Origin of the sequence: Mesobacillus subterraneus (assembly GCF_000934845.1) — a bacterium.
GTDB classification, from domain to species: domain Bacteria; phylum Bacillota; class Bacilli; order Bacillales; family Cytobacillaceae; genus Mesobacillus; species Mesobacillus stamsii.
Map to the genome: position 1 here is coordinate 1 of NZ_JXIQ01000120.1, position 25,516 is coordinate 25,516.

Below are 25,516 nucleotides of genomic sequence, written 5' to 3' on the forward strand. Positions count from 1 at the left end.
CCACAGGACGTGGCGTTATCGGTGGGCAGCGCTTGTCGGGGCTGATCAAGGCGCTTGCGCTTTTCCTTTCAGCTATAACTTCATTATATGTAATGTTTATCGAAATTTGAAGGCTAAATATCAAAATTTTAGAAAATTTAATATTTAGCCATGCTGCTTTTCATTTATGGTTAAAGAAACGGTGGTGGAGAGGAACAGAAAATTCTCAGCTGTTCCACTCTGCCAATTCCCGATCTGATGGAAGGAACACCGTTAGAATTCCTAGCAGTGGCAGGAAGCCGACAAAGATTATCATCATTGGAAGCCCAATCATGTCAGCGAGATAGCCAAGCCCGACAGAACCAACTGCTCCCATACCAAAAGCCAATCCGACAGTCAGCCCGGCCATTGTTCCGATTTTTCCGGGAACAAGTTCCTGGGCATATACAACCGTAACAGAAAAGCTCGACATCAGAATGAAACCACTAATGGTCAAAAGGAATATAGCAACTGGGAGCGGCATAAATGGGATGATTACCGACAATGGTGCAGTCGCAATCATGGAAAGGAAAATGATTTTCTTCTTTCCAAATCGATCAGCGAGCGGTCCGCCAAAGAATGTTCCGAACGCGCCTGCAACAAGAAAAGCAAACAGGAACAATTGTGCTTCTTTAATCGAAAGACCATATTTGTCAATCGCATAAAAAGCATAGAAATTTGTCATGCCAGAAATATACCAAGACCTTGCAAAAATTAAAAATAAAATCAGGATAAGAGCCATCTTGACATTTTTCGAAATGCCTTTATTGATCTTTGTGGTGGCTTGTCTAGTTCTGGCGGCAATTTTTTCAAAGTTCAATTTACGAGTATACCATGTTGCTATATAGACAAGCAGAGCTACAGCAATGGCAGCTACAAATGTAAACCAAATAGCACCGAATTGCCCAAGCGGTACCAATATTAACGCCGTGATCAGCGGTGCAAGTGCCTGTCCGGAATTCCCGCCAACCTGATAGATGGACTGTGCCAATCCTCTGCGCGAGCCTGCTGCCATATAGGCAACACGTGACCCTTCTGGATGGAAGACAGCTGATCCAAGGCCGATAAATAAAACAGAAAGAATCACTAGCTCAAAACTCGATGCAAAAGCAAGGCCTAACACCCCGAACATCGTGGAGGTTAGGCCAAGCGGAAGCGCAAACGGCCTCGGCTTTTTGTCTGTTGCCATCCCAATTACTGGCTGAAGGATGGAAGAAACAATATTCAAGGAAAAGGCGATCATTCCCAGCTGAGTAAAGGAAAGGCCCATCGATTTCTCAAGTATAGGGAACATCGCCGGAATGACGGCCTGAATCGAGTCATTCAATAAATGGACCAATCCGATGATAAAAAGTATTTTATATGCTGTTGTATTTGGGTTTGGCGCTTTAGCGCTGATAGCAGCTGCTGTTTGACTCATGTTTGTCTCCTTTGAAATTTATTTCGGTTTCCTACATATCATTCTATAAAAAAATCTCGAAAAAGAAAAGAATAGCTTCTTAATATAGGTCTACTATTTTTTACAAAAAAAACACCAGAGCAATTGCTGCTGGTGTTTCCTGTTTTAGATTTAACCTTTTGCAATAGGTTGTGATTTTTACCAGCCACGACTTGCGCCGCCGCCGCCGGACGATCCGCCACCACCGCCGCGCGGACCGCCACCACCGCCTCCGCCTCTTGAAATGATCGACAATAGCAAATAGGTAAGGGTACCACCAAAGAACATAAAATCGAGGATGACCACACCGACTACGATAATGATCAGCAGCCAGGAAGGGATGGGGAAATCCTGTTGCTTTTGGGTGGTGGGTGCGGCACTCCCGTATTCATTCGTACTTGACAGCTCATTTGCGAGTGCCTGATACGTATTTATTACTGACAGATTAGGTTGACCGTTTTTTAAATAGGGAATTGCATATTCGTCAATGATTCTCCCTGCTTTTCCATCGGGAAGAACCCCCTCAAGTCCATAACCAACTTCAATTCTGATTTTCTTCTCCTGCATGGCGATAACAAGCAATACGCCATTATCGTTTTCTTTCGTCCCAAGGCCAAATTTACGGTATGCCTCAACCGAGTATTCCTCGATGCTGCTCTCACCGATCGAATCAATGGTTAGGACAGCAATCTGTGAAGTTGTCTCATCATCTACCGCACGGCCAATGGTGCGTAACTGAGTTTTTTCCTCTTCACTTAATACATTTGCGAAATCCTGAACATATATATCTCCAACAGGTGCCGGTATCTCATTTGGTGCCGCGATTGCACCGGATGGAAGCAACATGAGCAGGATGCCGAATAGCGCTGCTAATCCGGAGAATCTTTTCGGGATCATCATCAGCCTCCGAAGTTAACCTCGGGAGCATCCTGTGCCCGAGGGTCTGCTTTAAAATATTCCTTTTCGTTAAATCCAGTAATGTTTGCGATTAGGGCACCTGGGAATTGTTTAACCAATTTGTTATAAATGGATACCTGGTCGTTGTAATCCTTTCTTGCTACAGCTAGTCTGTTTTCTGTTCCGGCAAGCTCATCCATCAATTGGGTGAATTGTTGATCTGCTTTCAAGTTTGGATAATTTTCGACGACCACTAGCAATCTACTCAGAGCTCCTGATAATTCATCATTTGCAGTCGCCTGTTCTTGAGGTGTATTTGCGCCGGCAAGGTTTGCACGGGCATCGGAAATGGATTGAATTACCTCTTTTTCGTGTGCGGCATACCCTTGGACGGAATTCACAAGATTAGGAACCAAATCAAGTCTTCTTTGCAGCTGGTTCTCTATTTGGGCATATGATTGATTGACATTTTCTTCTTCCGTGACAAAGTTGTTGTAACTGCCAACTCCCATCATGATAAAAATTCCAAGTACCACCAATAAACCGATAACAATTGCTAAACCTTTTTTCATTTGAGACACTCCCAATTCTCTATTCTAGGCTTGTGTTGCAACAGAATGCATGAAATTTCCCTGCAATTTGCACTGATGCCAGTATTTTTCCCTTATTATACAGGATTTTAACCTTTTTGTAATTGTTTTAGCGTTTTGTTCAGAGAATGAACAGGAATAGTTTTTCTAATTCGTGAATTCAGATATACTCTAATTAGGGAATAGTCGTTTAAGGAAAAGGAATGAATTTGCGTATGAACATGGAGATAGAAAAATCTTTAAAATTATTTATTGTTTTGTCCCGGGCTTATCGGGCAGTTAATGAAAAAGTGAATAAGGTTATTCAAAAGAATGGCCTGAATCCAACAGAGTTTGCCGTGCTGGAGCTTCTTTACCACAAAGGGGAGCAGCCGCTTCAGCAAATTGGCGGAAAGATTTTACTTGCAAGCGGCAGTATCACCTATGTAGTGGATAAGCTTGAAGAAAAGGGCTACTTAAATCGAGTAGCATGCCCAAAAGACCGAAGGGTGACCTACGCCCAAATTTCTGAAGATGGCAAAAAATTAATTGAGGATATCTTTCCGGAACACAGCGCCTTGATTCATGAATTGATGGACAGCCTGTCAGATGAGGAAAAAGGTACTGCAATCGAGCTGTTAAAAAAATTAGGGCTTTCTGTAAGCAAGTATTAACATATTTTTTCGGAAAGTCACAGGAAAAACAGCGGTGTCCATAGAATAGATGTCAACGGGGTGAATTTTCACCCTAAAAAGATAAAGGGGGATATAAGATGAGGTTTGAGGAATATACATATACACGGCCGAATCTGGACGAAGTCACTGCTAAATTCGATCGGCTGCTGGAACAATTCAAACAGGCAGAATCAGTTGAGGAACAAAGTGTAGCAATGGACGGAATCAACGGGCTGCGAAACGATGTGGGGACCATGTTTAACCTATGCTATATTCGTCATTCGATTGATACTGAGGATGAATTTTATAAGCAAGAACAGGATTTTCTCGATGAACTGGCTCCAGAGGTAGAAGGTCTTGTGACAAAATATTATGAAGCACTTGTGTCATCTCCATTCCGTGCCGAGCTTGAAGCAAAATGGGGCAAGCAGCTGTTTGCGCTTGCTGAGGCACAATTGAAGCAATTTTCTCCGGAAATTGTTCCTTTGATGCAAAAGGAAAACAAACTTTCGACTCAATATACAAAGCTTGTTGCATCAGCAAAAATCATGTTCGAGGGAGAAGAAAGGACGCTCGCTCAGCTTGATCCTTTTACAGAGTCAAAAGATCGTGAAACGAGAAAAAAAGCCAGTGAAGCGAAATTCGCCTTTTTCTCTGAGCACGGGGAAGAGTTTGATCGTATTTATGACGAATTGGTAAAAGTAAGGACAGAAATGGCCCATAAGCTTGGCTACCAAAACTTTGTCGAGCTTGCTTATTATCGGATGTTTCGAACAGATTATGACAGCAGCATGGTTGCGGCTTTCCGTGACCAAGTATATAAATACATCGTACCGGTAGCGTCGAAGCTAAAAAAACGCCAGAAAGATCGAATTGGTGTCGATGAGTTGAAATATTATGATGAGCCATTCGATTTCAAGACGGGGAATGCAGCACCGAAGGGAAGCCCTGAGTGGATCATTGAAAACGGGCAGAAGATGTATGATGAACTTTCGGCTGAAACGGGTGAGTTTTTCCAATATATGAACGATAACAATCTGATGGATCTCGTTGCCAAGAAAGGGAAAGCCGGCGGCGGTTATTGCACATATATTGAAAACTATAAGTCACCGTTTATTTTCTCGAATTTTAATGGCACATCCGGAGATATTGATGTTCTGACACATGAAGCAGGACATGCCTTCCAAGTATTCTCAAGCCGTCATTTTGAGATTCCGGAGTATAACTGGCCCACCTATGAGGCATGTGAAATTCACTCCATGAGTATGGAATTTTTCACATGGCCGTGGATGGAGTTATTTTTCAAAGAAGATACCGATAAATACAAATTCTCTCACCTGAGCAGCGGTCTGTTGTTCTTGCCATACGGAGTATCGGTTGACGAATTCCAGCACTGGGTTTATGAAAATCCTCAGGCAACACCTGTGGAGAGAAAACAGCAATGGCGCAAAATCGAGAAAAAATATCTGCCGCACAAAGATTATGATGGCAACACATATCTTGAAGAAGGTGGATTCTGGCAGCGTCAGGGCCATATTTACAACTCGCCATTTTATTATATTGATTACACGCTTGCCCAAATTTGTGCATTCCAATTCTGGAAGCGTTCAAGGGAAAACAAGGAAGAAGCCTGGAAAGACTACGCGCATCTATGCATGCTAGGCGGAAGCATGGCTTTTACTGAATTGGTGAAGGAAGCGAACTTGATTTCCCCATTCGAAGAAGGCTGTGTCGAGTCAGTAATTGACGAAATCGACAGCTGGCTAGATTCAGTCGACGACAGCGCACTGTAAAAACAAAGAAACAAAGAGAGTCCAAACTGCGCCAAACTTGATGGAAATCCAGTTTGGCGCAGTTTTTTTTGTTTAGGTCCTATCCCTTATTGGTGCCCGCTTTTTGATAATCAGAGGAAAAAAGGTCATCAATAAACATCGTTGGTGCCATTCCAAAACAAAAGCCCGCATTTTAGTGCGGGTTTCAAATTTTTACATGCTTCGTTCTTTGTTCATTTGTCTATTCCAGGTTTTAAAAAAACCCGAAGTTACAAAACCTCGGGCATACGATAAATACTTATTTTTGCTTGATGATAATCTCGTCCTTTTCCATGACTGCTTCCAACTGGTTTGCTTCTGGTGCTTCGAGGATGAAGTCTGCGATGGAATCCTCTAGTTGTTCCTGGATGGAACGACGCAGTGGACGGGCACCGAATGCTGGGTGGTATCCAAGCTCCGCAAGCTTTGCCTTCACTTCCATTGTCACTTCGAGGGTGATGTTCTGCTCTGCAAGTGTTTCTTTCAGTTCTGCTAGCATCAAGTCGACGATCTGGAGCAGATGTTGCTTCTCAAGAGACTTGAACTCAATGATACTGTCGAAGCGGTTCAGGAATTCTGGCTTGAAGAATCCTCCTAGTGAATCGAGAATGCTTGATTCATTGACAGCAGTATTTTGACCAAAGCCTACCTTGATGGTTTTGTGTCCGACACCTGCGTTGCTTGTCATAATGATGACGGTGTCTTTAAAGCTTACTGTTCGGCCTTGGCTGTCAGTTAGGCGGCCATCTTCGAGGATTTGCAGGAACATATGCTGTACATCTGGATGAGCTTTTTCAATCTCGTCCAGCAAAATGATGCTGTATGGGTTGCGGCGAACTTTTTCCGTCAGCTGGCCAGCTTCATCATGGCCTACATAGCCTGGAGGTGAACCAATCAGCTTGGAAACACTGTGTTTCTCCATATACTCACTCATGTCGAGACGCACCATTGCATCTTTTGAACCAAAGAGTTCCTCTGCCAAAGTCTTGGATAGTTCAGTCTTACCGACACCGGTAGGACCGACGAACAGGAATGAGCCGATTGGACGGTTCTTTGATTTCAGACCTGCCCGGCTACGGCGAATTGCTTTGGCCACTTTTTGCACAGCATCTTCCTGCCCGATGACTTTTCCATTCAGGTTGGCAACAAGATTTTTCATTTTTTCCTGTTCGTCTTCCTGAAGCTTGCCGACAGGAATGCCAGTTTTCTTCTCGATGATTTCCTGGATGTGCGTTACCTTGACTACAGGTCGCTCAGCATTGCCATTTTCACTGAGTGCTTTCTCAAGCTTCGCTTCCTCATCCCGGAGCTTGGCAGCAGTTTCATAGTCTTCCTGCTTTAAAGCTGCTTCCTTTTCCTTCGCAAGTTCAGCAAGGCGGCTTTCAGCATCATTAATATTTGGATAATCAGAAATCAAATTTAGCTTGGATCCTGCTTCATCCATCAGATCAATCGCTTTGTCTGGAAGGAAACGATCCTGGATGTAACGGTGAGAAAGCTGGACACATGCCTTGATGGCTTCATCGGCAAAAACTACCTGATGGAAATCCTCGTACTTGGACTGGATTCCCTTTAAGATTTCGATTGCCTCATCGACAGTTGGTTCTAATACATGGACAGGCTGGAATCGTCTTTCTAAAGCTGCATCTTTTTCAATTTTGCGGTATTCCTTCAGGGTTGTTGCACCGATTACTTGAAGTTCGCCGCGGGCAAGCGCTGGCTTCAGGATATTGCCTGCATCCATAGAACCTTCCGCAGAGCCTGCACCTACAAGCTGGTGAATTTCATCAATGAAAAGAATGATGTTTTTGCGTGCCTGCAATTCAGAAATCAATTGCTTCATTCGTTCCTCGAATTGACCACGGATTCCGGTGTTCGATACGAGGGAAGCGACATCCAATAGATAAACTTCTTTATTCTTCAGTTTTTCTGGCACATCAGCCTCGACAATCTTCAAGGCAAGGCCTTCAGCAATTGCAGTTTTTCCTACACCGGGTTCACCGATGAGCACAGGGTTGTTTTTATTTCTTCTATTTAAAATTTCAATCACACGTTTTACTTCTTCATCCCGACCAATAACGGGATCAATCAAGCCAGTCTTGGCGATTTGAGTCAGGTTTCTGCCAAATTGGTCAATCAAGCCGTTCCCGCCGCTGGCTGTCTTGGGGGCAGCAGCAGATGGATTGAAAGGTGCCTGATTCATATTCCCAGAGAACTGTTTGAACATATCATTAAACGGTGAACCGCCAAGTCCGGTAAATCCGGACATCGGGCTGCCAAATGTGGCACCTAATTTTTCTTTCTCTTTTTGGTAGCAGTCTTCACAGAGCATTAAATGCTTCTGGTTCCCATTAACATTTACCTTTAATTGAATATTTGCGTGTTTTTCCTGGCAAATTTGGCAAAGCATTTAAATTCCTCCTTCAAATTTTTCATTTAAAAAACCAAAGATGAAGTTGACTTTGACTATCTTTGATCAATTTATTTATAGTATACTTTGACCTTCTTTGACTTTCAAGAGTTTTGCCTGGGGAATTTCTTAGTAATTTTTGGTCATAAATGGTTTTTCTTTATTTGAATGCTTCCTATTACTGTCGATTCCAAATAGCCATAATTGGCCCATTAAAAAAGCTCGTCATGGTTTGTCTTTTCCAACATATATTGAAAAAGAGAGAGGGGGAACGCTTTGAAAACGAATTGGGGTGCTGCCTTTCAAATCGCTGCAGTTTATGTCGGCACAGTGGTGGGAGCTGGTTTTGCGACCGGGAGGGAAATCGTTGAATTTTTTTCCCGTTTTGGCATTTTTGGACTGCTTGGAGTCTTCATCGCTGGTTCCATTCTTACTTATATGGGGTCTAAATTGATGCGCATGGCAGCATCGATCGGGGCTCATTCGTATGAAGAAATGAATGTGCATTTATTCGGGCGATTTTTTGGAAGAATCATTAATGTATTGATGCTGTTCATGCTTCTTGGTGTGTGTGCCGTTATGCTTTCTGGGGCTGGAGCGGTATTTGAGGAACAGCTTGGTTTAACGAAATCGCTAGGAATTCTTGTAACGATTGCCTTGTCACTTGGTGTGATGATCGTAGGCCTAAAGGGTGTTTTTGCTGTTAACACCTTTGTCGTTCCAATGATGATTTTGTTTAGTTTGATTTTATTTTCCCTTTCCGTTCGATTGCCTGGATTTTTCGAACAGATTGTTTATATTCCTTATGCCGAGGATGGATGGAAAGCGGTGATTGGTCCGTTTTCCTATACCGCTCTAAACCTGTCTCTTGCCCAGGCAGTGCTGGTGCCAGTTGCAGCCGAGATAAAGGACGATCAGACAGTTAAGTGGGGAGGGATTATTGGAGGCATTGCTTTGACAGTGATTTTGCTTTCAAGTCACTTGACTTTGATAATGCTTCCAGGATTTGATACATTTGCAATCCCGATGGCGGTAATCATGAAACAGCTGGCAGCCGGCCTTTATTGGATTTTTGTCTTAATTGTATATGGTGAGATTTTCACTTCTGTAATCGGCAATATTTATGGTCTCGAAAGACAGATTCAAAAGCATCTTAAACTTCCTAGCATGCTAATCGTCTCTTTTCTCTTCCTGATCTGTTATTTCATCAGCTTGATTGATTATGGAACACTGCTTTCGTTCCTGTATCCGGTATTCGGCTACATTAGCCTAGTATTCATGGTTTTACTGTGGATGAAACCTGTCCATTTACAAAAGCGACCATAAAAAGGGTTATTATAGCTTTTGATATTTCAATATCAGCTTATCTAAGCTTTGACTCAATCGGATGGTTTCTGGACTGCTGCTGAAACCTTCAGCAGTCCCCACCTAAGAAGGATACATCGTGGGCTAAATAAAGGAGAAGCCATGAATGGATTGGCTAGAGCTTTATAGCTTACCAGCTAACTCACTAAGGCCACATATTTACATTTATGTATTATTATTTTTTTAGTTTACAATTTTATTTTGGAAAATTACAATTAAAAAGGTAATATTAATAACTTTTGAAAAAAAGGGTGAGAATTAATAAAGAAAAACTACAGGAACTTTTTGAAATTGTGAATTTGGTAGCGTTCGATACAAGTATAGATTGGCATAAGAAATTTAACTACGATTATTATCTATTTTTTAATGATCAAGATGCAGAAAAAAAGTAGGGTCAATCTTCGCTTTTTTAGGAATGTTAATTAATTGGTTTTATAAATCATCTTTTGCTTTCCGTCCAGATACAGGTAAAACGTTTCTAGATTGCCCCAACAACATCGAAAATTACTTAATAGCATTCCAAAAAAATAGTAATAGCATCAAAAACGAGTTGCCAGTAACACATTCTTCTATTTGCTATTTACTTAATGAACTTGATAAAAAGATGAACTTTGAAAGTGAGTTCCCTCACGTTGACAAGCGTATATTTGAAAACATGAGGTCATTATTACGTTCTGAAGGTACTGAAGAAAAACTTAATTTTGATAGGTCGTTCGAAGAAATTAAAGAGAAATTAAATATCTAAACTATAAAAATAGATAACTGGGATTATTTAAAATGAAAATACTGAAAATTTAACTCAATCATACTTTTGGCAATAACGCTTCTATTTTCAACATCTTTTACGCCTTCACATTTGCAGGAGGAGGAGCCACTAGATGCTGGGGGGCCGATCAGGTAAGAACGAGTGCTTCTGGTTCGAAAATAATTATGCCGGGTGGAAACTCTACATATGCTAGTATTTTGATGGCACCCCGGGCTTAATCCCGGGGTACTTTAATTTTTATTTATCAACTCAAGTTTCGCACCTAGATAATTCAACAAAAAATGCCTCTTTGGAGAGACAAAATGACAAGGAAAACCCGCATGAGCACAGACTTTTTGATATTATTAAGTTAGTTAGGCCAGTGCTCACGGAATACAAACGATGAAAAGAACTGTACTGCATTCAATAGTACAGTTCTTTTCATCGTTTCATCAATCGAATGGTTCCTATTGAAATGCCGGTGTAGTAAAACGTCTGAACGAAACGATTTCCGCGATAATGCTTGTCGCCGTGATAATGGCTATTCCTCTTAATGCTTGGAGCGCTTGAATCTTTCGGGCATGCAATCCTTCGTGGGATTTCCTTACCGCCAAACGGAAAAAGACCGGGCGGTTTTTGCCCGGTTTTTCTTATTACTTCTGTTGTTTCATGATTGTCTTCGCCATTTGGATAAAGGCATCCCGATGGTCGGCACCTTCTTTTGTGAAGAGAGTTAGTTTTAGAGGCTGTTCTTCATTTTTAATAAGGTAGGTGGTAATATTGTCTGCTCCGTTTTTTGTTTCCATACCCCAAGCGTTGCTGAAAAATGCGTCGTCCGGCATTGCCGTTTCTTTTACCTCAGCTCCGGCAGCAGAAAGCTGTGCCTTGGCATTTTCTTCGGCCCTGGCCCATTCTGTATCTGCTGGAAGCAATTCGATCCTCATAAAGATACTGTCATCCTCAGTCAGCATTAGAACATCCTTGTTAGGTTCTTCTGCAGTCCATTCATATTCAGGCAAGACGTACATGGAGTAGTTTTGGTTATAGCTATTCTTAAGAAAGCCGGTTTGCTGTTTCTGTTCGCCGTTCAAAGTATAATCAAGGTTCTGTTCGAGGACCCGAATCGAACCTTCTTCCTTTTTCTTATCCTGTTCCGCTGCGGGCTGCTCTTCCTTTGAAGCTTCTGGCGCAGATGCCTGCTGTGATTCCGGTGTCTGGTTCGCCGTTTTATCAGACTCCGTAGCGGATCCACAGCCAGTGAGCAAAAGTGTTGATAAGCCGACGAATATGAATGGTTTTCTCCATTTGTTCATGCCGAATGTCCTCCTGTCATTTCATTTGCTGTTTTCTACCATACTAGACGAAAATAAAGAATCAATGTTACAATCCTTTATCAAAATAACATGGACAAGTATTTTCGGCAATAATGAAAAGTACCTACTAAACCAATTGCTGAAGAAATTCTTACAGGCTGGAAGGGCTTCCAAAAAAAGCAGCCAAGATTACTTTTCATTCGTATATTAATAGGCTGTTTCTTTTACAATTTTATAGTGTTTATGATTGATTACTGTCCGCTGGTCTAATTCCAAGTCTCTGAAATTGCTCATATAGGTTAAATCAACAATTACAGAATTTTCATTGACTTTTTCTACAACTCCCTGTAATCCTTGTTTGAATTCGACAACATTTCCAACTTCAGCTTTTATCATATAACTCGCTCCTTCGTCATAGTTCGAATTACTAACATTTTGCCTTAAAAATTTCGAGGCGTAAAGGAAAATCTGTTGTACATTGTAAATGTTCACGAAATTTACAAATGTAAAAGTTAGAAAATTCAATTTTATAATTTATTATATAGAATAATAACCTTTTGAGCCAGGTTTGAATCAACCAAATTTGCAAAAGAAAAAATAGGAGATAAAATAGTTTTATCGATTTGTTGTAAGGGGTGTGAAATATGGACAAGGAACAGGCGGAGAGAATGCTTGAAAACTTGAAAAGCAGAGAGGTGGAAGAAATCTTTGTTGCTAAGCAAGACTTTATGGTTTTTCGTGAAGCAATTGTGAAGCGGGATGACTTTAAGCATTTCAGAGGGATAGCCCAAAGAGGCGGGGATGTTATTTATCGATATATGGATGAACCTAGGAGCTGAACTCGTGAACAGGGAGATTTTCCTACCACTTTTAGGGCAAAGATAGTAAAATGGTAACATATACTGATGGGGTGATCGCAGATGGAAACTGTATGTTGCATTAATATAAAAGAAGAAATCGAACAAAAACGAAAAGAAATGATTTCTTTGGCAAAAGAAACCGGTTTTCACAGCGTTCAGACCATATCAGTAAGCCAGGAACTAGATCGGCTGTTAAATATGTTGCAGGAGGATGTGAATGCATTATCAAAGCGCCGTATACGCGGCATATAACGAATATTCTTTTGTCAATATCGTTACAATGAAAACGTTTTATGTAAAAAAATGAAGAAAACCTTAAAAAAATAACGTTTTTTCGTTGTCTAATGATAGGGTGAAATGCTATTCTTTTGTGTGGGATGCCAATCCATGTTTACGAGGAAATGATTGGAAATTATATATGGTGTGAATGAACAGCATAAATGGGTAGAATAGAAATATCATTTTGACCAGGAAGCATTTAGTTCGGAAGGCATCATGTATGATCATCTAAACCATCTATTTTAATTTAAAGGAGATTGATCTAATATGTTACAAAAACAATTTAAGGTTGTTGCTGAAACAGGAATCCACGCTCGCCCTGCTACAGTACTTGTGCAGGCTGCAAGTAAGTTTGATTCAGAAATCCACTTAGAATATAAAGAAAAAAAGGTTAACCTTAAGTCTATCATGGGTGTAATGTCATTAGGAATCGGGCAAGGCGCTGAAATCGCGATCACTGCTGAAGGAAGCGACGAGCAAGATGCGTTAAATACACTTGAAGAAACACTTAAAAGAGAAGGTTTAGCAGAGTAATGGGCTTTCTCCGAGGAATTGCTGCTTCAAATGGCATTGCCATCGCCAAAGCCTATAAGCTTGTCGAGCCAGATTTTTCGTTTGAAAAAAAATCGGTAGATGCACCTGCTGAAGAGGTTGCACGATTTCAAACAGCGCTTCAGACGGCAAAAGCTGAGCTTGAAAAGATCCGCGACCATGCTGGAAAGGCTTTAGGTGCAGATAAAGCAGCAATTTTTGATGCACATCTTCTCGTATTATCTGATCCAGAACTGATTTCACCCATTGAAGATAAAATCACCACTGAAAAGGTCAATGCAGAACAAGCATTAAAAGAAATTGGGGACATGTTCATTAGCATGTTCGAGTCCATGGACAATGAATACATGAAAGAACGCGCCGCTGATATTCGCGATGTAACGAAGCGTGTGCTTGCCCATCTGTTGGGAATTCAGATCCCGAATCCAAGCATGATTGCCGAAGAAGTAGTGATTGTTGCGGAGGATTTGACTCCATCTGATACTGCTCAGCTAAATCGCCAGTTTGTAAAGGGTTTCACAACCAATATTGGCGGGCGCACTTCTCATTCCGCAATTATGGCTCGTTCTATGGAAATTCCTGCGGTTGTTGGTACGAAGGTAGCTACGGAAGAAATCAATAATGGCGATCTCATCATTGTGGATGGATTAAAAGGCGAAGTTCATTTTAATCCTACTCCTGAGATGCTGGATGCGTATAAACAGATACAGGAAGACTTTGAGAAGCAAAAAGCAGAGTGGGCCAAGCTTGTTAATGAAAAATCAGTAACAGCAGATGGCCATCATGTAGAGCTTGCCGCCAACATCGGGACACCGAAAGATTTAAAAGGGGTAGTCGAAAATGGCGGGGAGGGAGTCGGACTATACCGTACAGAATTCCTTTATATGGACAGGGACCAGCTTCCTACCGAAGAGGAACAGTTTACAGCATACAAGGCTGTTCTTGAAGGAATGGAAGGCAAACCAGTCGTGGTCCGTACTTTGGATATTGGCGGAGACAAAGAGCTCCCATATCTAAACTTACCAAAAGAAATGAATCCTTTCCTTGGTTTCAGGGCGATCCGTCTTTGTCTCGAGGAAGTAGAAATTTTCCGTACGCAATTACGCGCGCTGTTGCGTGCCAGCGTTTATGGCAATCTAAAGATTATGTTCCCAATGATTGCTACTATAAATGAGTTTCGGGAAGCAAAAGCGATGCTCGAAGAACAGAAAGCTAAGCTTGAAGAGGAAGGCATCGAGGTTGCCGCTCACATCGAATTAGGAATCATGGTTGAAATCCCTTCCACTGCAGTTTTAGCAGACCAGTTCGCCAAGGAAGTGGACTTCTTCAGTATCGGAACAAATGATCTAATTCAATATACGATGGCTGCCGACAGGATGAACCAGCAGGTCTCTTATTTATATCAACCGTATAATCCATCGATCCTTCGACTGGTGAAAATGGTTATCGAGGCAGCACATAAAGAAGGAAAATGGGCAGGCATGTGCGGGGAAATGGCTGGAGACGAGACTGCGATTCCAATCCTGATTGGACTTGGACTCGACGAATTCTCCATGAGTGCTTCTTCTATTCTGAAGGCACGCTCTTTGATCAGAAATCTGAACAAAGCCGAGATGGAAAAGCTTGCTTCTGAAGTAGTAAACATGAGCACGACAGAAGAAGTAGTCGAAGCAGTAAACAAATTCGTCGCTTTGTAATAAAAATGTAACAGGAAAAATGTTTTAATTAGTGGAAGACGGGAATAAAACAGTAAGCACTTTGGTTAGACTGAAAGTAAGCTAATCATTCTCATTTTCCCCCAGACCTTTGCCGGCTGTTCATCAGCCGGCATTTTTTTTGAAACTCGTTAAGTGATGGCCGAGATTAATTTCTCGGCCTATTAAAATTCTAATGGTAGAATAGAATTACTATTTAGTTAAAAATAAAACGAAAGAAGGAGTACATATGCTATCCAAAGAAAATACAGTTATTGGCTTCATCGGAACGGGTGTGATGGGGAAAAGCATGGCCAGCCATCTGCTAGAAGCAGGCTACCAGCTTACGATTTTTACCAGAACAAAAGAAAAGGCAGCTGAATTACTAGAAAAAGGTGCGATCTGGTCACAGTCAACAAGGGAGCTTGCTCAAAGAGCAGACGTTGTTTTTACAATTGTCGGTTATCCATCAGACGTGGAGGAAGTATACCTAGGAGAGGATGGGCTGATCGCAAATGCAAAACCAGGCAGTTATCTCATTGATATGACAACATCTACTCCATCCTTGGCAAAGAAAATTCATGAAAAAGCAAAAGAAAAAGGAATCCATGCGATTGATGCTCCAGTTTCTGGGGGGGATGTCGGTGCTCGTGAAGCCAGACTTGCAATTATGGTCGGCAGCGATGAGCAGGATTTTCAGGAAGTGGAACCACTGCTTTCGGTACTCGGCACGAATATAGTTCATCAAGGAGAGCCAGGTGCTGGCCAGCACACAAAAATGGCCAACCAGATTGCAATCGCTTCGAATATGATTGGTGTTTGTGAGGCAATCATCTACGCTGAAAAGGCTGGGCTTGATCCGGAGACCGTTTTGAAAAGCATTTCTACCGGTGCTGCTGGCAGCTGGTCATTGTCCAATTTGGCTCCAAGAATGATCGCAGGCAATTTTGAACCTGGTTTCTTCATCAAGCACTTTATCAAGGATATGAAAATCGCCCTAGATGAAGCGAAACGAATGGACATGGAAGTGCCTGGCCTCTCGATGGCGCTTTCGATGTATGAGCAGCTAGCGGAGAAAGGCGAAGAAAACAGTGGCACACAGGCGCTTTATAAATACTGGAAACAATCATAGTAAATTGAAAAACATAAGGGTATCTTTCGGCATGAAAGGTGCCCTTATGGAGGTGGGAATGCCTGCGATGATCAGCAAAACCAAAAAAGGACCGGGCGCCGTTTGCCCGGTTTTTCTTACAAAATGAGAATGATTCAGCTCCGTCCGCTTTTCATTTGATGGAAAGTAGATATCCTTCCAAGCGGTCAAGCCCTTCTTTTAGCGTGTCCATTGAATAGGCATAGGAAAGACGGAAATACCCCTCTCCAAATTCAGAAAAAGCACTCCCAGGAACAACTGCCAGCTTTGCTTCGTTGACTAAATCCATGCAAAAATCAAATGAAGTGATATTGATTGCCGGAATTTTAATGAAGAAGTAGAATGCTCCTTCAGGCTTGATTACTTCAAGGCCCATGGATTGGAGTCTTTTGAATACATAATCGCGCCTGATGGCATACTCATCTTTCATTGGCAATGCGTCATCAACCCCGTTCGTCAAAGCCTCTAACGCAGCCATTTGTGAAATTGAAGTTGCACAAGTCACATTGTATTGATGGACTTTCAGAATATGCTTTGTCAAATATTCAGGAGCGAAAAGCATTCCTATCCGCCAGCCTGTCATCGAGTGGGATTTGGAAAGTCCGTTAATGACAATTGTCTTTTCCTTCAAAAATTGCGCAATCGATACATGCTGCTGTTCGTAAACCAGCTCACTATATATTTCATCAGCCAGGACAAAAATATCCTTGTCAATTAGCAGGTTTGCAATTTCCTGAAGTTCTGGCTCCGTCAAGCTGACCCCGGTAGGATTCGATGGGTATGGAAGAACGATGCACCTTGTTTTTTCGGTAATCAGGCTCTCGATTAGTTCGGCAGTCATCCGGAAGTCCGTGTTCCTGATATCCGCATAGATTGGAGTGGCCCCGCAAAGCTTGATGATCGGTTCGTACCCTGGATAAACTGGTCCGGGAAGAATCACTTCACAGCCTTCATCCAAGATCGTCCTAAAGGTGATATCAATCGCCTCACTTGCTCCTACTGTGATGATTGTTTCATGTTCGGCTGAATATTCAATATGGTATTTCTTTTTATAAAAATCCGCTGCAGCTTGTCTAAGCTCTATTAGACCGGCATTATGAGTATATGTAGTGAAATTTAAGTCTATTGCCTGCTTGCCTGCTTCTTTCACATGTTCAGGCGTTTGGAAGTCAGGCTGTCCGATCGTCAAAGAAATCATATCCTCCACATGGGCAACCATGTTGAAAAATTTCCTAATCCCTGATATCTCGATGTTTTTAACCCGATTATTAATTAAATGCTCCACGTATGACATCCCTCCAATGATCCTTTCTATTTTACCATATGCTGCAAATAGTATGTCGCTAAAATATCCACTTTCTATTTTACCAAAGCCTTTTGCTTAAACGATTAGTGGATCTGCCGATAATAGGTATATAGTACATATATTCTAAAAAAGAAGGAAGAGCATAATGAATGATACCCATATTTTATTAGAATCGGATATGAAGGAACTGGAAATTGTCGAGTTTGGCATCGGACAGAATAAATTTGCCATTAATGTCATGAAAGTAAAAGAAATTCTTCAACCGGTACCGGTAGTCGAGATTCCGCAGTCACATCCATATGTGGAGGGAATCATGGAGCTGAGGGGAGAGGTGCTTCCCATCATCAATGTGGCCGCTGCTTTGGGCTTAACGCAGTCTGCCGATCCACAAATGGATAAGTTTATCGTGACTGAATTCAATGGACAGAAGACGGTATTTCACGTGCATACTGTTTCACAAATCCATCGTATTTCATCAACTCAAATCGAAAAACGATCCGATCTGTATCAGGGACAGGAGAGCCACGTGATTGGTGTGATCAAGTTAGGAGGAGAAATGGTTCTTTTCCTAGACCTTGAAAAGATGATTCTCTCATTGTTGATTGCGAACGAGTAGCACCATAAGGGAAGTGTTGTGGGTGCCGATGCCAGCCGGAGATCGCACAAGCTGGTTCAGAAAAGGGATAAACTGCTTTAATAAGCTTCTATAAAAAAAGAAAGCTGGGCTTCCAGCTTTCGTTTACGGGTATCTTTCGCCAAGCTTTTTGAATACGGGTTTTACATATTTCCCTGTCCTGGAAGTACTGGAAACTTCCTGGGCTTCTTTTAAGCCTGTATAGGAGGACAATAAATTTTTCGCGCTGGTCAGCGATATCGCTGATCTTGGGTTTCTGACAGTTTGATCAAGCTTTCCTAAATGGGGGAGCTGCTCAAAATCCTGTTTAGTCGGCGGGATATGGAAGGTATAATCCCCGCAAACGACCAGTACATCTGATTGCTGCTGACTGTTCCTGGGATTGTTTGAGAAATGGAGACCGGTCTTAATGGCCTTTCCTTCGCTGAGCATTTTTTTGAGAGCATCCTGTTTTAATTGATACAAAAACTTCGGATTTGGAGCAGTCTTGGCATGACGATTCACGGTGAAGATAGCTTGCGAGAGGTTCTCAATCGTTGGACTGAGTTGGGGAATCTGGTTCCTTTCCTTATTCAATGGGTCAGGGCTCCTTTCTTCATTTAAAATTGTACAGGTTGGGTACCCATATTTTTATTATACCTTTTCTTTAGCTTTTTGAAAAATAAAAGTATTTCATTCAAATAAGATTTGCTTAATACTGAAAATTTGTAATCTTTTTATCGTTTTTCCTTATAGGAAAAGGTAAAATAGGAAGAAAACGATATCGGATCATGGACCAGGTACGAATGTACTATTGGAATGAGGATGGTTAGATGAATCAGAAGAAGCATACACGAACTACTAAAAGAAGGAGCTTCCTAGCTTCCAATAAAATAAGCCAGATGATTTCAAATATTATCTTTAAACATGTGAAGGATTTAGTTTTTATCATGAAGGTTGAACCAGGCTATCAATTTCGTTACTTATTTGCGAATGAAAACGGACTCCTTCATGCCGGAATGGACTCGCTTGATATTGGCAAGACGATGGAGGAAGTATTGCCGCCTGATCGACTGCTGCCGTTGCAGCAACAGTATATAAAAGCGGTGAAAAATCAAGAGGAGGTTGTTTTCCAGGTCGAGGTCGATTTGGATAATGACAGACAGGTTCTTGGTGAGACGCTGCTGACTCCAGTCAAGGATGAGTCAGGAGAGATCCAATATGTTGTAGCAGTCACCCGGGATATTACCGAAGCATTGAAAGAAAAAAATAGATTGATTGATAGTGAGCAGCGTTATCGTTCCCTTATTGACCATAATCTTGATGCTGTTTTTTCCATCGATCTGAAAGGAAAAATCGTAGATGTGAATCCCGCGGCGCAACAATTAGCTGGATATACGGACAGACAGCTAAGATTGCGGTCGATTACCAGCTTGATATGCGGGAGAGATCTGCCGTTATTTAACGAGCTCTTGACTGAAACGAAGTTAGGAAATGCCAAGGAATCTTTGGACTGCCGCTTTGTACACCACAAAGGCAATTTCCTGACCGTCCAATTGAAGACGATACCAATCGTAATCCATTCTGAAATAACAGGAATGTATATCATCATACGAGATCTTTCCGAACAGGCGAAAAGTAACGAGTTGATAAGATACATGGCGTTCCATGACCAGCTGACAGGGCTGTTTAACAGAAGGGCGCTTCTCGACCACCTTGATCGTCATGTAAAAAATCGTGGGAAGCAAAATTCTCCTTTTGCGCTTCTCTTTCTCGATATCGATCGCTTTAAGTATTTGAACGATACACTTGGGCATATTGTTGGCGACCAGATCCTCAAACAGGTGGCCGATCGGCTAGTTGAAATCAAAAAAGAAAACGGCACTGTCTATCGGCAGGGTGGGGACGAGTTCATCTTTGTTCTAGAAGAAACAGGCAGAGCTGCTGCAGGAAAATTCGCACAAAAAATATTATCCAAATTTAATGAATCCTTTTATTTCAATTCCCAGGAGTATTACATAACACCGAGCATTGGAATCAGCCTGTATCCTAATGACGGCAGAGACGCTGAATCATTGATCAAATATGCGGATGAAGCATTATATAGCGTTAAGGAAAAAGGAAAGGCACATTACCAATTTTATCGTTCAGACATGCAATCAACGGGTATTAATGTCATTACGCTTGAGTCGCATTTACGCAAAGCCATTGAACGGGAGGAACTGGAACTGTATTTTCAGCCGCAAGTGAACTTACTTACCAATGAGATACCCAGCTTTGAAGCTTTGCTGCGCTGGAATAGTGCTGACCTAGGCTTTATTTCGCCAGCTGAATTTATTCCGCTGGCAGAGGATACAGGATTGATCATCCCAATCGGCAACTGGGTCATTGACAGGGCGTGCTGGCAAATTAGGGAATGGGCAAAGAAGGCAAAGAAGGAGGTCAGAATTGCCGTCAATATTTCTCCAAAGCAATTTTTGCAGTTGGATTTAGTTAAGACAATCCATCATGCGGTCGAGAAGCACGGTATCGATCCTTCCCTTTTGGAAATTGAGATCACAGAGGGTGTTATGCAGGATACGAAAGAAGCGATTCCCATTCTAAACCGGTTAAAAAATCTGGGAATCAAAATTGCTGTTGATGATTTTGGAACGGGCTATTCTTCGCTAAGTTATTTAAAGCAGTTCCCGATTGATGTTTTGAAAATTGACCAGAGTTTCATAGGAGATATTAAGTATAACGGAAAGGACGCTGCGATCATTACTACGATTATCCACCTTGGAAAAAGCCTGGGCATGGAAGTGATTGCTGAAGGGGTTGAAGAGCAGAATCAAGTGGAGTTCCTGAAAGATGCCGATTGTGAGAAAGCACAGGGGTTCTTTTTTGGCAAACCCTTAAAGGTGGAAGAGGCAGAGGAGAGGTTCATCCTGAGATCGAAAACAAGCAGCTGATCAGCTGCTTGTTTTGTTGAGGCGTAACGTAAACAATGTAAGCTCAGGCTGGGACAAAAACCGGAAAGGAAGCCTGGTAGTGCCCAGTCCGCGATTTACATATAGTTTAAACTCCTTGTTGTGTGCTGCACCATAGAAACCTTCTGCGTATTTTTCCGCAAAAGGAGGAGTAATGAGCGGGCCATAAAAGGGGATCTGGATTTGACCTCCGTGGCTGTGTCCGCTCAGCTGCAATTGAATCGAATATTGTGCTGCTTCATCGGCTTTATCAGGAGCATGAGACAAGAGGATCGTGTAAGAGCCTTCTGGAACTTTTGTCATTGCTTCTGCAAAATTCGGTTTGCCAAGCATGGCATCGTCTATACCGGAAATCCAAATAGAACTGCCATCAAGAAGCTTGACAGCAACAGAATCGTTCAGCAACAAGGTAAAACCTGATTGTTCCATCATTTGTTTATATAAGTCGGAGCCATATCCTCCATGATCGTGATTTCCATAGACAGCAAATTTTCCAAGAGGTCCATCTAACTGACTTAACAGCGTAATGATTTTGTTTTTTTCCTCTGTTAATCGCCGGGGATCATCGAGTAAATCACCTGTAAATACGATCAAATCAGGATTCAGTTCATTGATCTGCGCCACAAGCTTTCCAAGCTGTTCAACTGTATATTGAAAACCAAGATGAGTATCGCTGAATTGAATGATCTTCACCCCATCAAACCCAGCCGGCAGCCTAGTGCTCCCGATAGTGTGACTAGTGATATCAAGCATTCGGGGCTCGATTTCTCTTGCATAGAAATAACCGGAAGTGGTTAGTCCGCCAGCAGTCAATAGTGTCCCAATTGTTTTTTTTATAAACTGCCTCCGAGTAATTTGATCAGTCATAAAAGTACCAGCCTATCTCCGAATTTTCTATCCTATCCTAGCAAACATCCATGAAAAAAAGAAGTACCATTTTCAGGGCAGAGACGATATTATTGTGTTTCTTGATCATAACTCCGGGGAAGAGATAGGAAAACATAACTTGTCCTATCCGCAAATGAGGTGTTGCTGATGAAATATTATGAAATGAGAATGGAAATAATGTTAATCCCGTTGAAAAATGGTTATTTAAAAGTTTTTGTTTCCGGTTTTGACCGGTTGGGAACGTGGGGACATTCGGTTGCTGTCTTTAATGGGATATCGGCAACAGCAAAGGGATTTAATAAAAAAAGGACAATTGTTCAATCTATAGCCAAACTTCACAAATCGCTTGAGGAGAAAAGCGGAGAAAAGTAAGAAAAGACAAGGGTAGAAGGAAACCCAGCTTTTCTCCTTGCCAATTCTCTCCCCAGTTGCTGATCCCTTTGTTTTTTGCAACTCATTAAAAAGCTTCATGGAGCATATTGTGGTAAAATCGGTGATAACAAAGTAGTGGATTGAAGTATGCGCCGATTTTTGAAGGGGGGATTGAGTTTTTTTGGATGCTCTTGATATTTTGACGGACCTTGAGCATGTTGTTCCATACTATCAACCGATTTTTAACGCCGAGGAACATAAAATCATTGGTTATCAAATAGTAGGAAGATATGTTGGCAATAAGGGTGATTTTAGGCTTGATTCTTTTTTTGCAGATGAAATGATACCGGAAGAATACCGGATCGAAGTGGAGAATGTGTTACTGGGCAAAGCTCTAGAAACAGTATCCGGTGAAAGCGGGAACGAAGAACTGCTTTGGTTCATTAACAGGAATGCAAATTTATTAATGATGGATGCTGGAGAAGGTTTTTTGCAATTGCTTCTCAGTTTTGAAGAAAAAGGCATGCGTCCAGAACAAATTGTCCTAGGTATTACCGATCGGCAATACGAGAGCCAGATCGAGCACCTAATCAAGTACTATAAATCCTACGGAATAAAAATCGCCTTGGATAAAGTAGGCAGTGAAAGCAGCTATTTACACAGGATTGCAGGTATTGAACCAGAAATACTAAAGATTGATATGTCCTCGCTTCGCTCTCATAACACCGGTCCGGCACACTTAGATGTTCTTCATTCTTTATCTATCCTTGCGCGTAAAATCGGTGCAGCAATATTATTTGAAAACATCGAAACCACGTACCAGCTACAATTCGCCTGGAAAAACGGCGGGAGATTTTATCAGGGATTTTACTTAAAAGAACCTGATATTGGATTAGTTGACAAAGAAATACTCAAGCATAAGTTAAAGGACGAAATCCATGGATTTATTTTATCTGAGAAAAAACGGCTTCAGGTATTCTATGATTTAAGGATCGAATTGAACAGCAAGTTACAGGAATGGATCAGCAAATACAAAAAAGAACAAAAATCAAGTGAGTTGCTGCTGGCTCTCGGGGATCGTTTGGACGGGGTAGCGTTCCGGATTTATGTATGTGATGAAGACGGATTTCAGCTGTCACCGAATCTTTATAAAGTTGGCCGAGAATGGGTGTTGCAGCCGGAATATGAAAATAAGAACTGGAGTTGGCGCCCTTACTTTCTGGAGAATATCATTCGAATGAGAGGCGGCAAAAAAGGGATTTTGTCCGATCGCTACAGTGATATCGAAACTGGAGAAGTCATTAGAACCTTTTCGCTGCAATTAAATGAAATGGAGTTTCTGTTCGTTGACCTTTGTGCATCTTTTTTGCATGATAGAGAAGGTTTATTTTGACAGAATCAAGGATGAATAGGAAAACGGATCTTGGATAAGTTATCAATACAGCCTTTTATAAAGGGGATTCAGATGAGTATTTATATGACATTGCTGTTAGTAGCAGGTATGGGTGTGCTGGTCGGCGGTCTTTTCTATACATGGTCATTAGGCAAGGGGCAGAAGAGAGCTCAGGGAAATCTTGATTCCCAAGTTCCAGACGTTGTCCAGGAGCACGCATATATTCGCAATCCAATCTTTTTAACCTATATCATTTTCGGCTTCATCGCCCTGTTGTTTGTCATCTATTTTGCGGTGATTGCTAGGTAATAACCCCCTAATAGGGGGTTATTTTTTTTCCTGAAAAACCAACATTTTTTTTAGCTTTCCCGTTAATTCGTGCCTGTTTAGGGTAATTGGAGAATAATAAGCCGTGGATTATGTCAGATGATGAGGTTATTTTACGAAAGAATATCATCATCTTCTTGGGTAAATATTGGTAAAATGGTACGTATCAATGATCAAGAAAGAGGGGAGAAAAATGGACAAGCTATTATCGCTATTATTTGGCATTATTATTTTGTACACCCCGGCGCATGCATTTGCACAGTCCGATCTGCATGGCAGGGAAGAAGTTTTTGAATTCCTCGAGAAAGCTTTTGAATCACAGGTCTCTCTAAGTGAAAAGGGGAGATCGATGGCGGAGATTGACAGCATCCTTGACCCTTATTTTACAGAAGCGTATAAGTCGGGATTCATTAAAGAAAACGTAGTCGGTCAGGAAAATAATTTCCAGACGTACGGTACCGACTTTGCTCTTTACTATATTCCGTTTTACGCTTTTTCCGAAAAGACACGCGTAGTGCAATCCGCAAATAGAGTATATGTTGTTGAATTTTTTCCTGCGAATAAGGAGGGACCTGTAGGCTATGAAGACCATTATGAAGGACTGCAGCTTGTTAGGGAAAAGGATGGATGGAAGGTTGCTGACTATTGGTATGATCAGATACCTCAAGAAGTAATTCAACAGGCATATCCGGAAAAAATCAAGAGTCGTGACAGCGCTATATCCGAAAGGGAAAAACCGTTCTTAAGTGACATTGTTTATGGGCCGAATTTCTCCGCATTGAAGATGTTCTTGGAACTAGGGGTGGTATTCCGGAACGAAACAAGGACCATTTTATTTTGGATACTATAAAGGTGCTTTTCAAAAAAAACTCCTTTTCGCAAAGCTTTTACTTGTACATCGTCTGACAATATTTTATTCTGTTAATATTGACATGTAAAGAATTGCGTATAGAAAATTCTGAAATTATTTTACATGGATATAAATTCGCCAATTGCAAAATCTATTGATAAGTTATTGGTTTTTGTTTTGAAAGGAGAGGGAGCACAATGTCACAGCTTCAAGGAATTATCACCCGTTTAAAGAATCTGCAAGAGCAGTCCAATGGAGGGGAGCCTTCCCAACGCTTTTTTGAGGTAGAAGGGGAACGGAAATGCCAGGTTACATATCATCCGAAAACGGAAACATATGAACTGGAAGTATACAACGATAAGGAAAAGCCAAAGAAATACCAGTTCGATAATATCGATATGATTACGATTGAGATCTTTGACCTAATTCAGTAATCAAAAATCATACCAAAAGGGCCATGTTTTGCGGTCCTTTTTTGTTGTTTTCTAAAAAACTAAATAAAAGCAGCTTCATTTATTTTATGATAAAATGAAATGGAAAGAAATCCAGTTTAGGGAGTTTTCGCCATGATAAGTCTTTATAGCGGTGAATTTTTGGGATTATCGGTTAAGGAGCTGATGATTCCTTCTGAACGTGTAGCTCACGTCCAAGTCGGCAACAGTCTTGAGCACGCCCTGCTTGTCCTGACAAAGAGCGGATATACAGCAATTCCTGTACTTGATTCCCGATATCGATTAATGGGCTTGATCAGCACGCCAATCATAATGGATTCCATCCTTGGCCTTGAAAGAATTGAATTTGAGCAGCTGGATACGAAAAAAGTTGAATCCGCAATGAACACAGAAATTCCCAGAATCAATGTCCAATCGAATCTGCAATCTTCCCTCAATTTGCTGGTTGATAATCCGTTTCTATGCATAGAAGATCAGTCAGGGATCTTTGAAGGAATTCTGACAAGACGTTCTGTTTTGCTGAGATTGTCGAACGAGGTAAAAAGAAATTATAGAAAATAATGCTTGAGCC

25 protein-coding genes and 1 pseudogene are annotated in these 25,516 nt (G+C 41.5%); 16 read left to right on the forward strand and 10 right to left on the reverse strand.

Annotation, left to right across the window (positions count from 1 at the left end):
* Positions 1–205: 205 nt before the first annotated feature.
* The 3 genes from UB32_RS15060 to UB32_RS15070 form a co-directional block, all read right to left on the reverse strand.
* Positions 206–1,438 carry an MFS transporter gene (locus tag UB32_RS15060; RefSeq protein WP_044395102.1) on the reverse strand — a complete coding sequence of 411 codons (1,233 nt, stop codon included), beginning with the start codon at positions 1,436–1,438 and terminating at the stop codon, positions 206–208.
* Between the two features lie 177 nt (positions 1,439–1,615).
* On the reverse strand, positions 1,616–2,356 hold the full coding sequence (locus UB32_RS15065) for a TPM domain-containing protein (protein WP_044395105.1): 741 nt from the start codon (positions 2,354–2,356) through the stop codon (positions 1,616–1,618).
* Positions 2,356–2,925, reverse strand: coding sequence for a LemA family protein (locus tag UB32_RS15070; RefSeq protein WP_044395108.1), 570 nt, complete (start codon positions 2,923–2,925; stop codon positions 2,356–2,358). Before UB32_RS15070 ends, UB32_RS15065 begins: the two co-directional genes overlap by 1 nt.
* 221 nt (positions 2,926–3,146) lie before the next feature.
* Here UB32_RS15070 and UB32_RS15075 point away from each other — a divergent pair, with 221 nt between their 5' ends.
* Together UB32_RS15075 and UB32_RS15080 are read left to right on the forward strand one after the other, a co-directional pair.
* Complete coding sequence (locus tag UB32_RS15075) at positions 3,147–3,596, forward strand: MarR family winged helix-turn-helix transcriptional regulator (RefSeq protein WP_431305976.1); 450 nt, start codon at positions 3,147–3,149, stop codon at positions 3,594–3,596.
* A gap of 98 nt (positions 3,597–3,694) precedes the next feature.
* Positions 3,695–5,389, forward strand: coding sequence for a M3 family oligoendopeptidase (locus UB32_RS15080; RefSeq protein WP_044395113.1), 1,695 nt, complete (start codon positions 3,695–3,697; stop codon positions 5,387–5,389).
* Between the two features lie 277 nt (positions 5,390–5,666).
* Here the strand turns inward: UB32_RS15080 and UB32_RS15085 are convergent, their stop codons facing one another.
* Positions 5,667–7,817: an ATP-dependent Clp protease ATP-binding subunit gene (locus tag UB32_RS15085; RefSeq protein WP_044395115.1), complete on the reverse strand. Its 2,151-nt coding sequence runs from the start codon at positions 7,815–7,817 to the stop codon at positions 5,667–5,669.
* Positions 7,818–8,093: 276 nt separating this feature from the next.
* Between UB32_RS15085 and UB32_RS15090 the strand changes: the two genes are divergently transcribed.
* Positions 8,094–9,143, forward strand: a complete 1,050-nt coding sequence (locus UB32_RS15090) for a YkvI family membrane protein (RefSeq protein WP_044395117.1) — start codon at positions 8,094–8,096, stop codon at positions 9,141–9,143.
* Between the two features lie 9 nt (positions 9,144–9,152).
* Here UB32_RS15090 and UB32_RS20865 read toward each other — a convergent pair whose 3' ends face one another.
* From UB32_RS20865 to UB32_RS15110, 3 genes are all read right to left on the reverse strand, one after another.
* The gene (locus UB32_RS20865; protein ID WP_084221864.1) at positions 9,153–9,245 is read right to left on the reverse strand and encodes an aspartyl-phosphate phosphatase Spo0E family protein; all 93 of its coding nucleotides are present in this window, start codon (positions 9,243–9,245) and stop codon (positions 9,153–9,155) included.
* 1,335 nt (positions 9,246–10,580) lie between these two features.
* Positions 10,581–11,240 (reverse strand): hypothetical protein, encoded by a 660-nt coding sequence (locus tag UB32_RS15100; protein ID WP_044395121.1) that lies wholly within the window; start codon positions 11,238–11,240, stop codon positions 10,581–10,583.
* Positions 11,241–11,447: 207 nt separating this feature from the next.
* Complete coding sequence (locus tag UB32_RS15110; protein WP_044395125.1) at positions 11,448–11,636, reverse strand: YkvS family protein; 189 nt, start codon at positions 11,634–11,636, stop codon at positions 11,448–11,450.
* Between the two features lie 248 nt (positions 11,637–11,884).
* Here UB32_RS15110 and UB32_RS15115 point away from each other — a divergent pair, with 248 nt between their 5' ends.
* The 5 genes from UB32_RS15115 (at position 11,885) to UB32_RS15135 (ending at position 15,757) form a co-directional block, all read left to right on the forward strand.
* Complete coding sequence (locus UB32_RS15115) at positions 11,885–12,079, forward strand: hypothetical protein (protein WP_044395127.1); 195 nt, start codon at positions 11,885–11,887, stop codon at positions 12,077–12,079.
* Between the two features lie 81 nt (positions 12,080–12,160).
* Positions 12,161–12,352 carry an aspartyl-phosphate phosphatase Spo0E family protein gene (locus UB32_RS15120; RefSeq protein WP_044395129.1) on the forward strand — a complete coding sequence of 64 codons (192 nt, stop codon included), beginning with the start codon at positions 12,161–12,163 and terminating at the stop codon, positions 12,350–12,352.
* Positions 12,353–12,646: 294 nt separating this feature from the next.
* Positions 12,647–12,913, forward strand: a complete 267-nt coding sequence (locus tag UB32_RS15125) for a phosphocarrier protein HPr (RefSeq protein ID WP_044395131.1) — start codon at positions 12,647–12,649, stop codon at positions 12,911–12,913.
* Positions 12,913–14,628: a phosphoenolpyruvate--protein phosphotransferase gene (gene ptsP / locus UB32_RS15130; protein WP_044395134.1), complete on the forward strand. Its 1,716-nt coding sequence runs from the start codon at positions 12,913–12,915 to the stop codon at positions 14,626–14,628. The genes UB32_RS15125 and ptsP overlap by 1 nt, the downstream gene beginning before the upstream one ends.
* A 247-nt stretch (positions 14,629–14,875) precedes the next feature.
* Positions 14,876–15,757: an NAD(P)-dependent oxidoreductase gene (locus UB32_RS15135; protein ID WP_044395136.1), complete on the forward strand. Its 882-nt coding sequence runs from the start codon at positions 14,876–14,878 to the stop codon at positions 15,755–15,757.
* A gap of 151 nt (positions 15,758–15,908) precedes the next feature.
* Here UB32_RS15135 and UB32_RS15140 read toward each other — a convergent pair whose 3' ends face one another.
* Entirely contained in the window at positions 15,909–17,060 is a 1,152-nt protein-coding gene (locus tag UB32_RS15140) for an aminotransferase A (protein ID WP_044395138.1), read from the reverse strand.
* A gap of 166 nt (positions 17,061–17,226) precedes the next feature.
* On the opposite strand from UB32_RS15140, the pseudogene UB32_RS15145 reads away from it, so the two are divergent.
* Positions 17,227–17,679, forward strand: a pseudogene (locus UB32_RS15145) (chemotaxis protein CheW); the annotation flags it as partial.
* Between the two features lie 141 nt (positions 17,680–17,820).
* Here the strand turns inward: UB32_RS15145 and UB32_RS15150 are convergent.
* Positions 17,821–18,291, reverse strand: coding sequence for a YkyB family protein (locus UB32_RS15150; RefSeq protein ID WP_044395140.1), 471 nt, complete (start codon positions 18,289–18,291; stop codon positions 17,821–17,823).
* Positions 18,292–18,527: 236 nt separating this feature from the next.
* On the opposite strand from UB32_RS15150, the gene UB32_RS15155 reads away from it, so the two are divergent.
* Positions 18,528–20,645, forward strand: a complete 2,118-nt coding sequence (locus UB32_RS15155; protein ID WP_241768521.1) for a putative bifunctional diguanylate cyclase/phosphodiesterase — start codon at positions 18,528–18,530, stop codon at positions 20,643–20,645.
* Here UB32_RS15155 and UB32_RS15160 read toward each other — a convergent pair whose 3' ends face one another.
* On the reverse strand, positions 20,646–21,530 hold the full coding sequence (locus UB32_RS15160; protein WP_044395143.1) for a metallophosphoesterase: 885 nt from the start codon (positions 21,528–21,530) through the stop codon (positions 20,646–20,648).
* A 168-nt stretch (positions 21,531–21,698) separates the two neighbouring features.
* On the opposite strand from UB32_RS15160, the gene UB32_RS15165 reads away from it, so the two are divergent.
* From UB32_RS15165 to cbpB, 6 genes are all read left to right on the forward strand, one after another.
* Positions 21,699–21,923 carry a hypothetical protein gene (locus UB32_RS15165; RefSeq protein WP_052807061.1) on the forward strand — a complete coding sequence of 75 codons (225 nt, stop codon included), beginning with the start codon at positions 21,699–21,701 and terminating at the stop codon, positions 21,921–21,923.
* A gap of 181 nt (positions 21,924–22,104) precedes the next feature.
* A complete protein-coding gene (locus UB32_RS15170; protein WP_044395145.1) occupies positions 22,105–23,316 on the forward strand; it encodes an EAL domain-containing protein in 1,212 nt (403 codons plus the stop codon).
* Between the two features lie 72 nt (positions 23,317–23,388).
* Positions 23,389–23,625 (forward strand): hypothetical protein, encoded by a 237-nt coding sequence (locus UB32_RS15175; protein WP_044395148.1) that lies wholly within the window; start codon positions 23,389–23,391, stop codon positions 23,623–23,625.
* A gap of 211 nt (positions 23,626–23,836) precedes the next feature.
* The gene (locus tag UB32_RS15180) at positions 23,837–24,493 is read left to right on the forward strand and encodes a DUF3993 domain-containing protein (RefSeq protein WP_052807062.1); all 657 of its coding nucleotides are present in this window, start codon (positions 23,837–23,839) and stop codon (positions 24,491–24,493) included.
* A gap of 197 nt (positions 24,494–24,690) precedes the next feature.
* Positions 24,691–24,927, forward strand: coding sequence for a YkuJ family protein (locus tag UB32_RS15185; protein ID WP_044395150.1), 237 nt, complete (start codon positions 24,691–24,693; stop codon positions 24,925–24,927).
* A gap of 132 nt (positions 24,928–25,059) precedes the next feature.
* Entirely contained in the window at positions 25,060–25,506 is a 447-nt protein-coding gene (cbpB, locus tag UB32_RS15190; RefSeq protein ID WP_044395152.1) for a cyclic-di-AMP-binding protein CbpB, read from the forward strand.
* The last annotated feature ends 10 nt before the right edge of the window (positions 25,507–25,516 follow it).

Coding starts and splice junctions, on each gene's coding strand:
- UB32_RS15110 (WP_044395125.1), bottom strand. CDS start 11,636: ATGATAAAAGCTGAAGTTGGAAATGTTGTCGAATTCAAACAAGGATTA.
- UB32_RS15120 (WP_044395129.1), top strand. CDS start 12,161: ATGGAAACTGTATGTTGCATTAATATAAAAGAAGAAATCGAACAAAAA.
- UB32_RS15070 (WP_044395108.1), bottom strand. CDS start 2,925: ATGAAAAAAGGTTTAGCAATTGTTATCGGTTTATTGGTGGTACTTGGA.
- UB32_RS15085 (WP_044395115.1), bottom strand. CDS start 7,817: ATGCTTTGCCAAATTTGCCAGGAAAAACACGCAAATATTCAATTAAAG.
- UB32_RS15185 (WP_044395150.1), top strand. CDS start 24,691: ATGTCACAGCTTCAAGGAATTATCACCCGTTTAAAGAATCTGCAAGAG.
- UB32_RS15165 (WP_052807061.1), top strand. CDS start 21,699: ATGAAATATTATGAAATGAGAATGGAAATAATGTTAATCCCGTTGAAA.
- UB32_RS15080 (WP_044395113.1), top strand. CDS start 3,695: ATGAGGTTTGAGGAATATACATATACACGGCCGAATCTGGACGAAGTC.
- UB32_RS15135 (WP_044395136.1), top strand. CDS start 14,876: ATGCTATCCAAAGAAAATACAGTTATTGGCTTCATCGGAACGGGTGTG.
- UB32_RS15125 (WP_044395131.1), top strand. CDS start 12,647: ATGTTACAAAAACAATTTAAGGTTGTTGCTGAAACAGGAATCCACGCT.
- UB32_RS15115 (WP_044395127.1), top strand. CDS start 11,885: ATGGACAAGGAACAGGCGGAGAGAATGCTTGAAAACTTGAAAAGCAGA.
- UB32_RS15160 (WP_044395143.1), bottom strand. CDS start 21,530: ATGACTGATCAAATTACTCGGAGGCAGTTTATAAAAAAAACAATTGGG.
- UB32_RS15180 (WP_052807062.1), top strand. CDS start 23,837: ATGGACAAGCTATTATCGCTATTATTTGGCATTATTATTTTGTACACC.
- ptsP (WP_044395134.1), top strand. CDS start 12,913: ATGGGCTTTCTCCGAGGAATTGCTGCTTCAAATGGCATTGCCATCGCC.
- UB32_RS15075 (WP_431305976.1), top strand. CDS start 3,147: ATGAATTTGCGTATGAACATGGAGATAGAAAAATCTTTAAAATTATTT.
- UB32_RS15155 (WP_241768521.1), top strand. CDS start 18,528: ATGAATCAGAAGAAGCATACACGAACTACTAAAAGAAGGAGCTTCCTA.
- UB32_RS15060 (WP_044395102.1), bottom strand. CDS start 1,438: ATGAGTCAAACAGCAGCTGCTATCAGCGCTAAAGCGCCAAACCCAAAT.
- UB32_RS15065 (WP_044395105.1), bottom strand. CDS start 2,356: ATGATGATCCCGAAAAGATTCTCCGGATTAGCAGCGCTATTCGGCATC.
- UB32_RS15100 (WP_044395121.1), bottom strand. CDS start 11,240: ATGAACAAATGGAGAAAACCATTCATATTCGTCGGCTTATCAACACTT.
- UB32_RS15175 (WP_044395148.1), top strand. CDS start 23,389: ATGAGTATTTATATGACATTGCTGTTAGTAGCAGGTATGGGTGTGCTG.
- cbpB (WP_044395152.1), top strand. CDS start 25,060: ATGATAAGTCTTTATAGCGGTGAATTTTTGGGATTATCGGTTAAGGAG.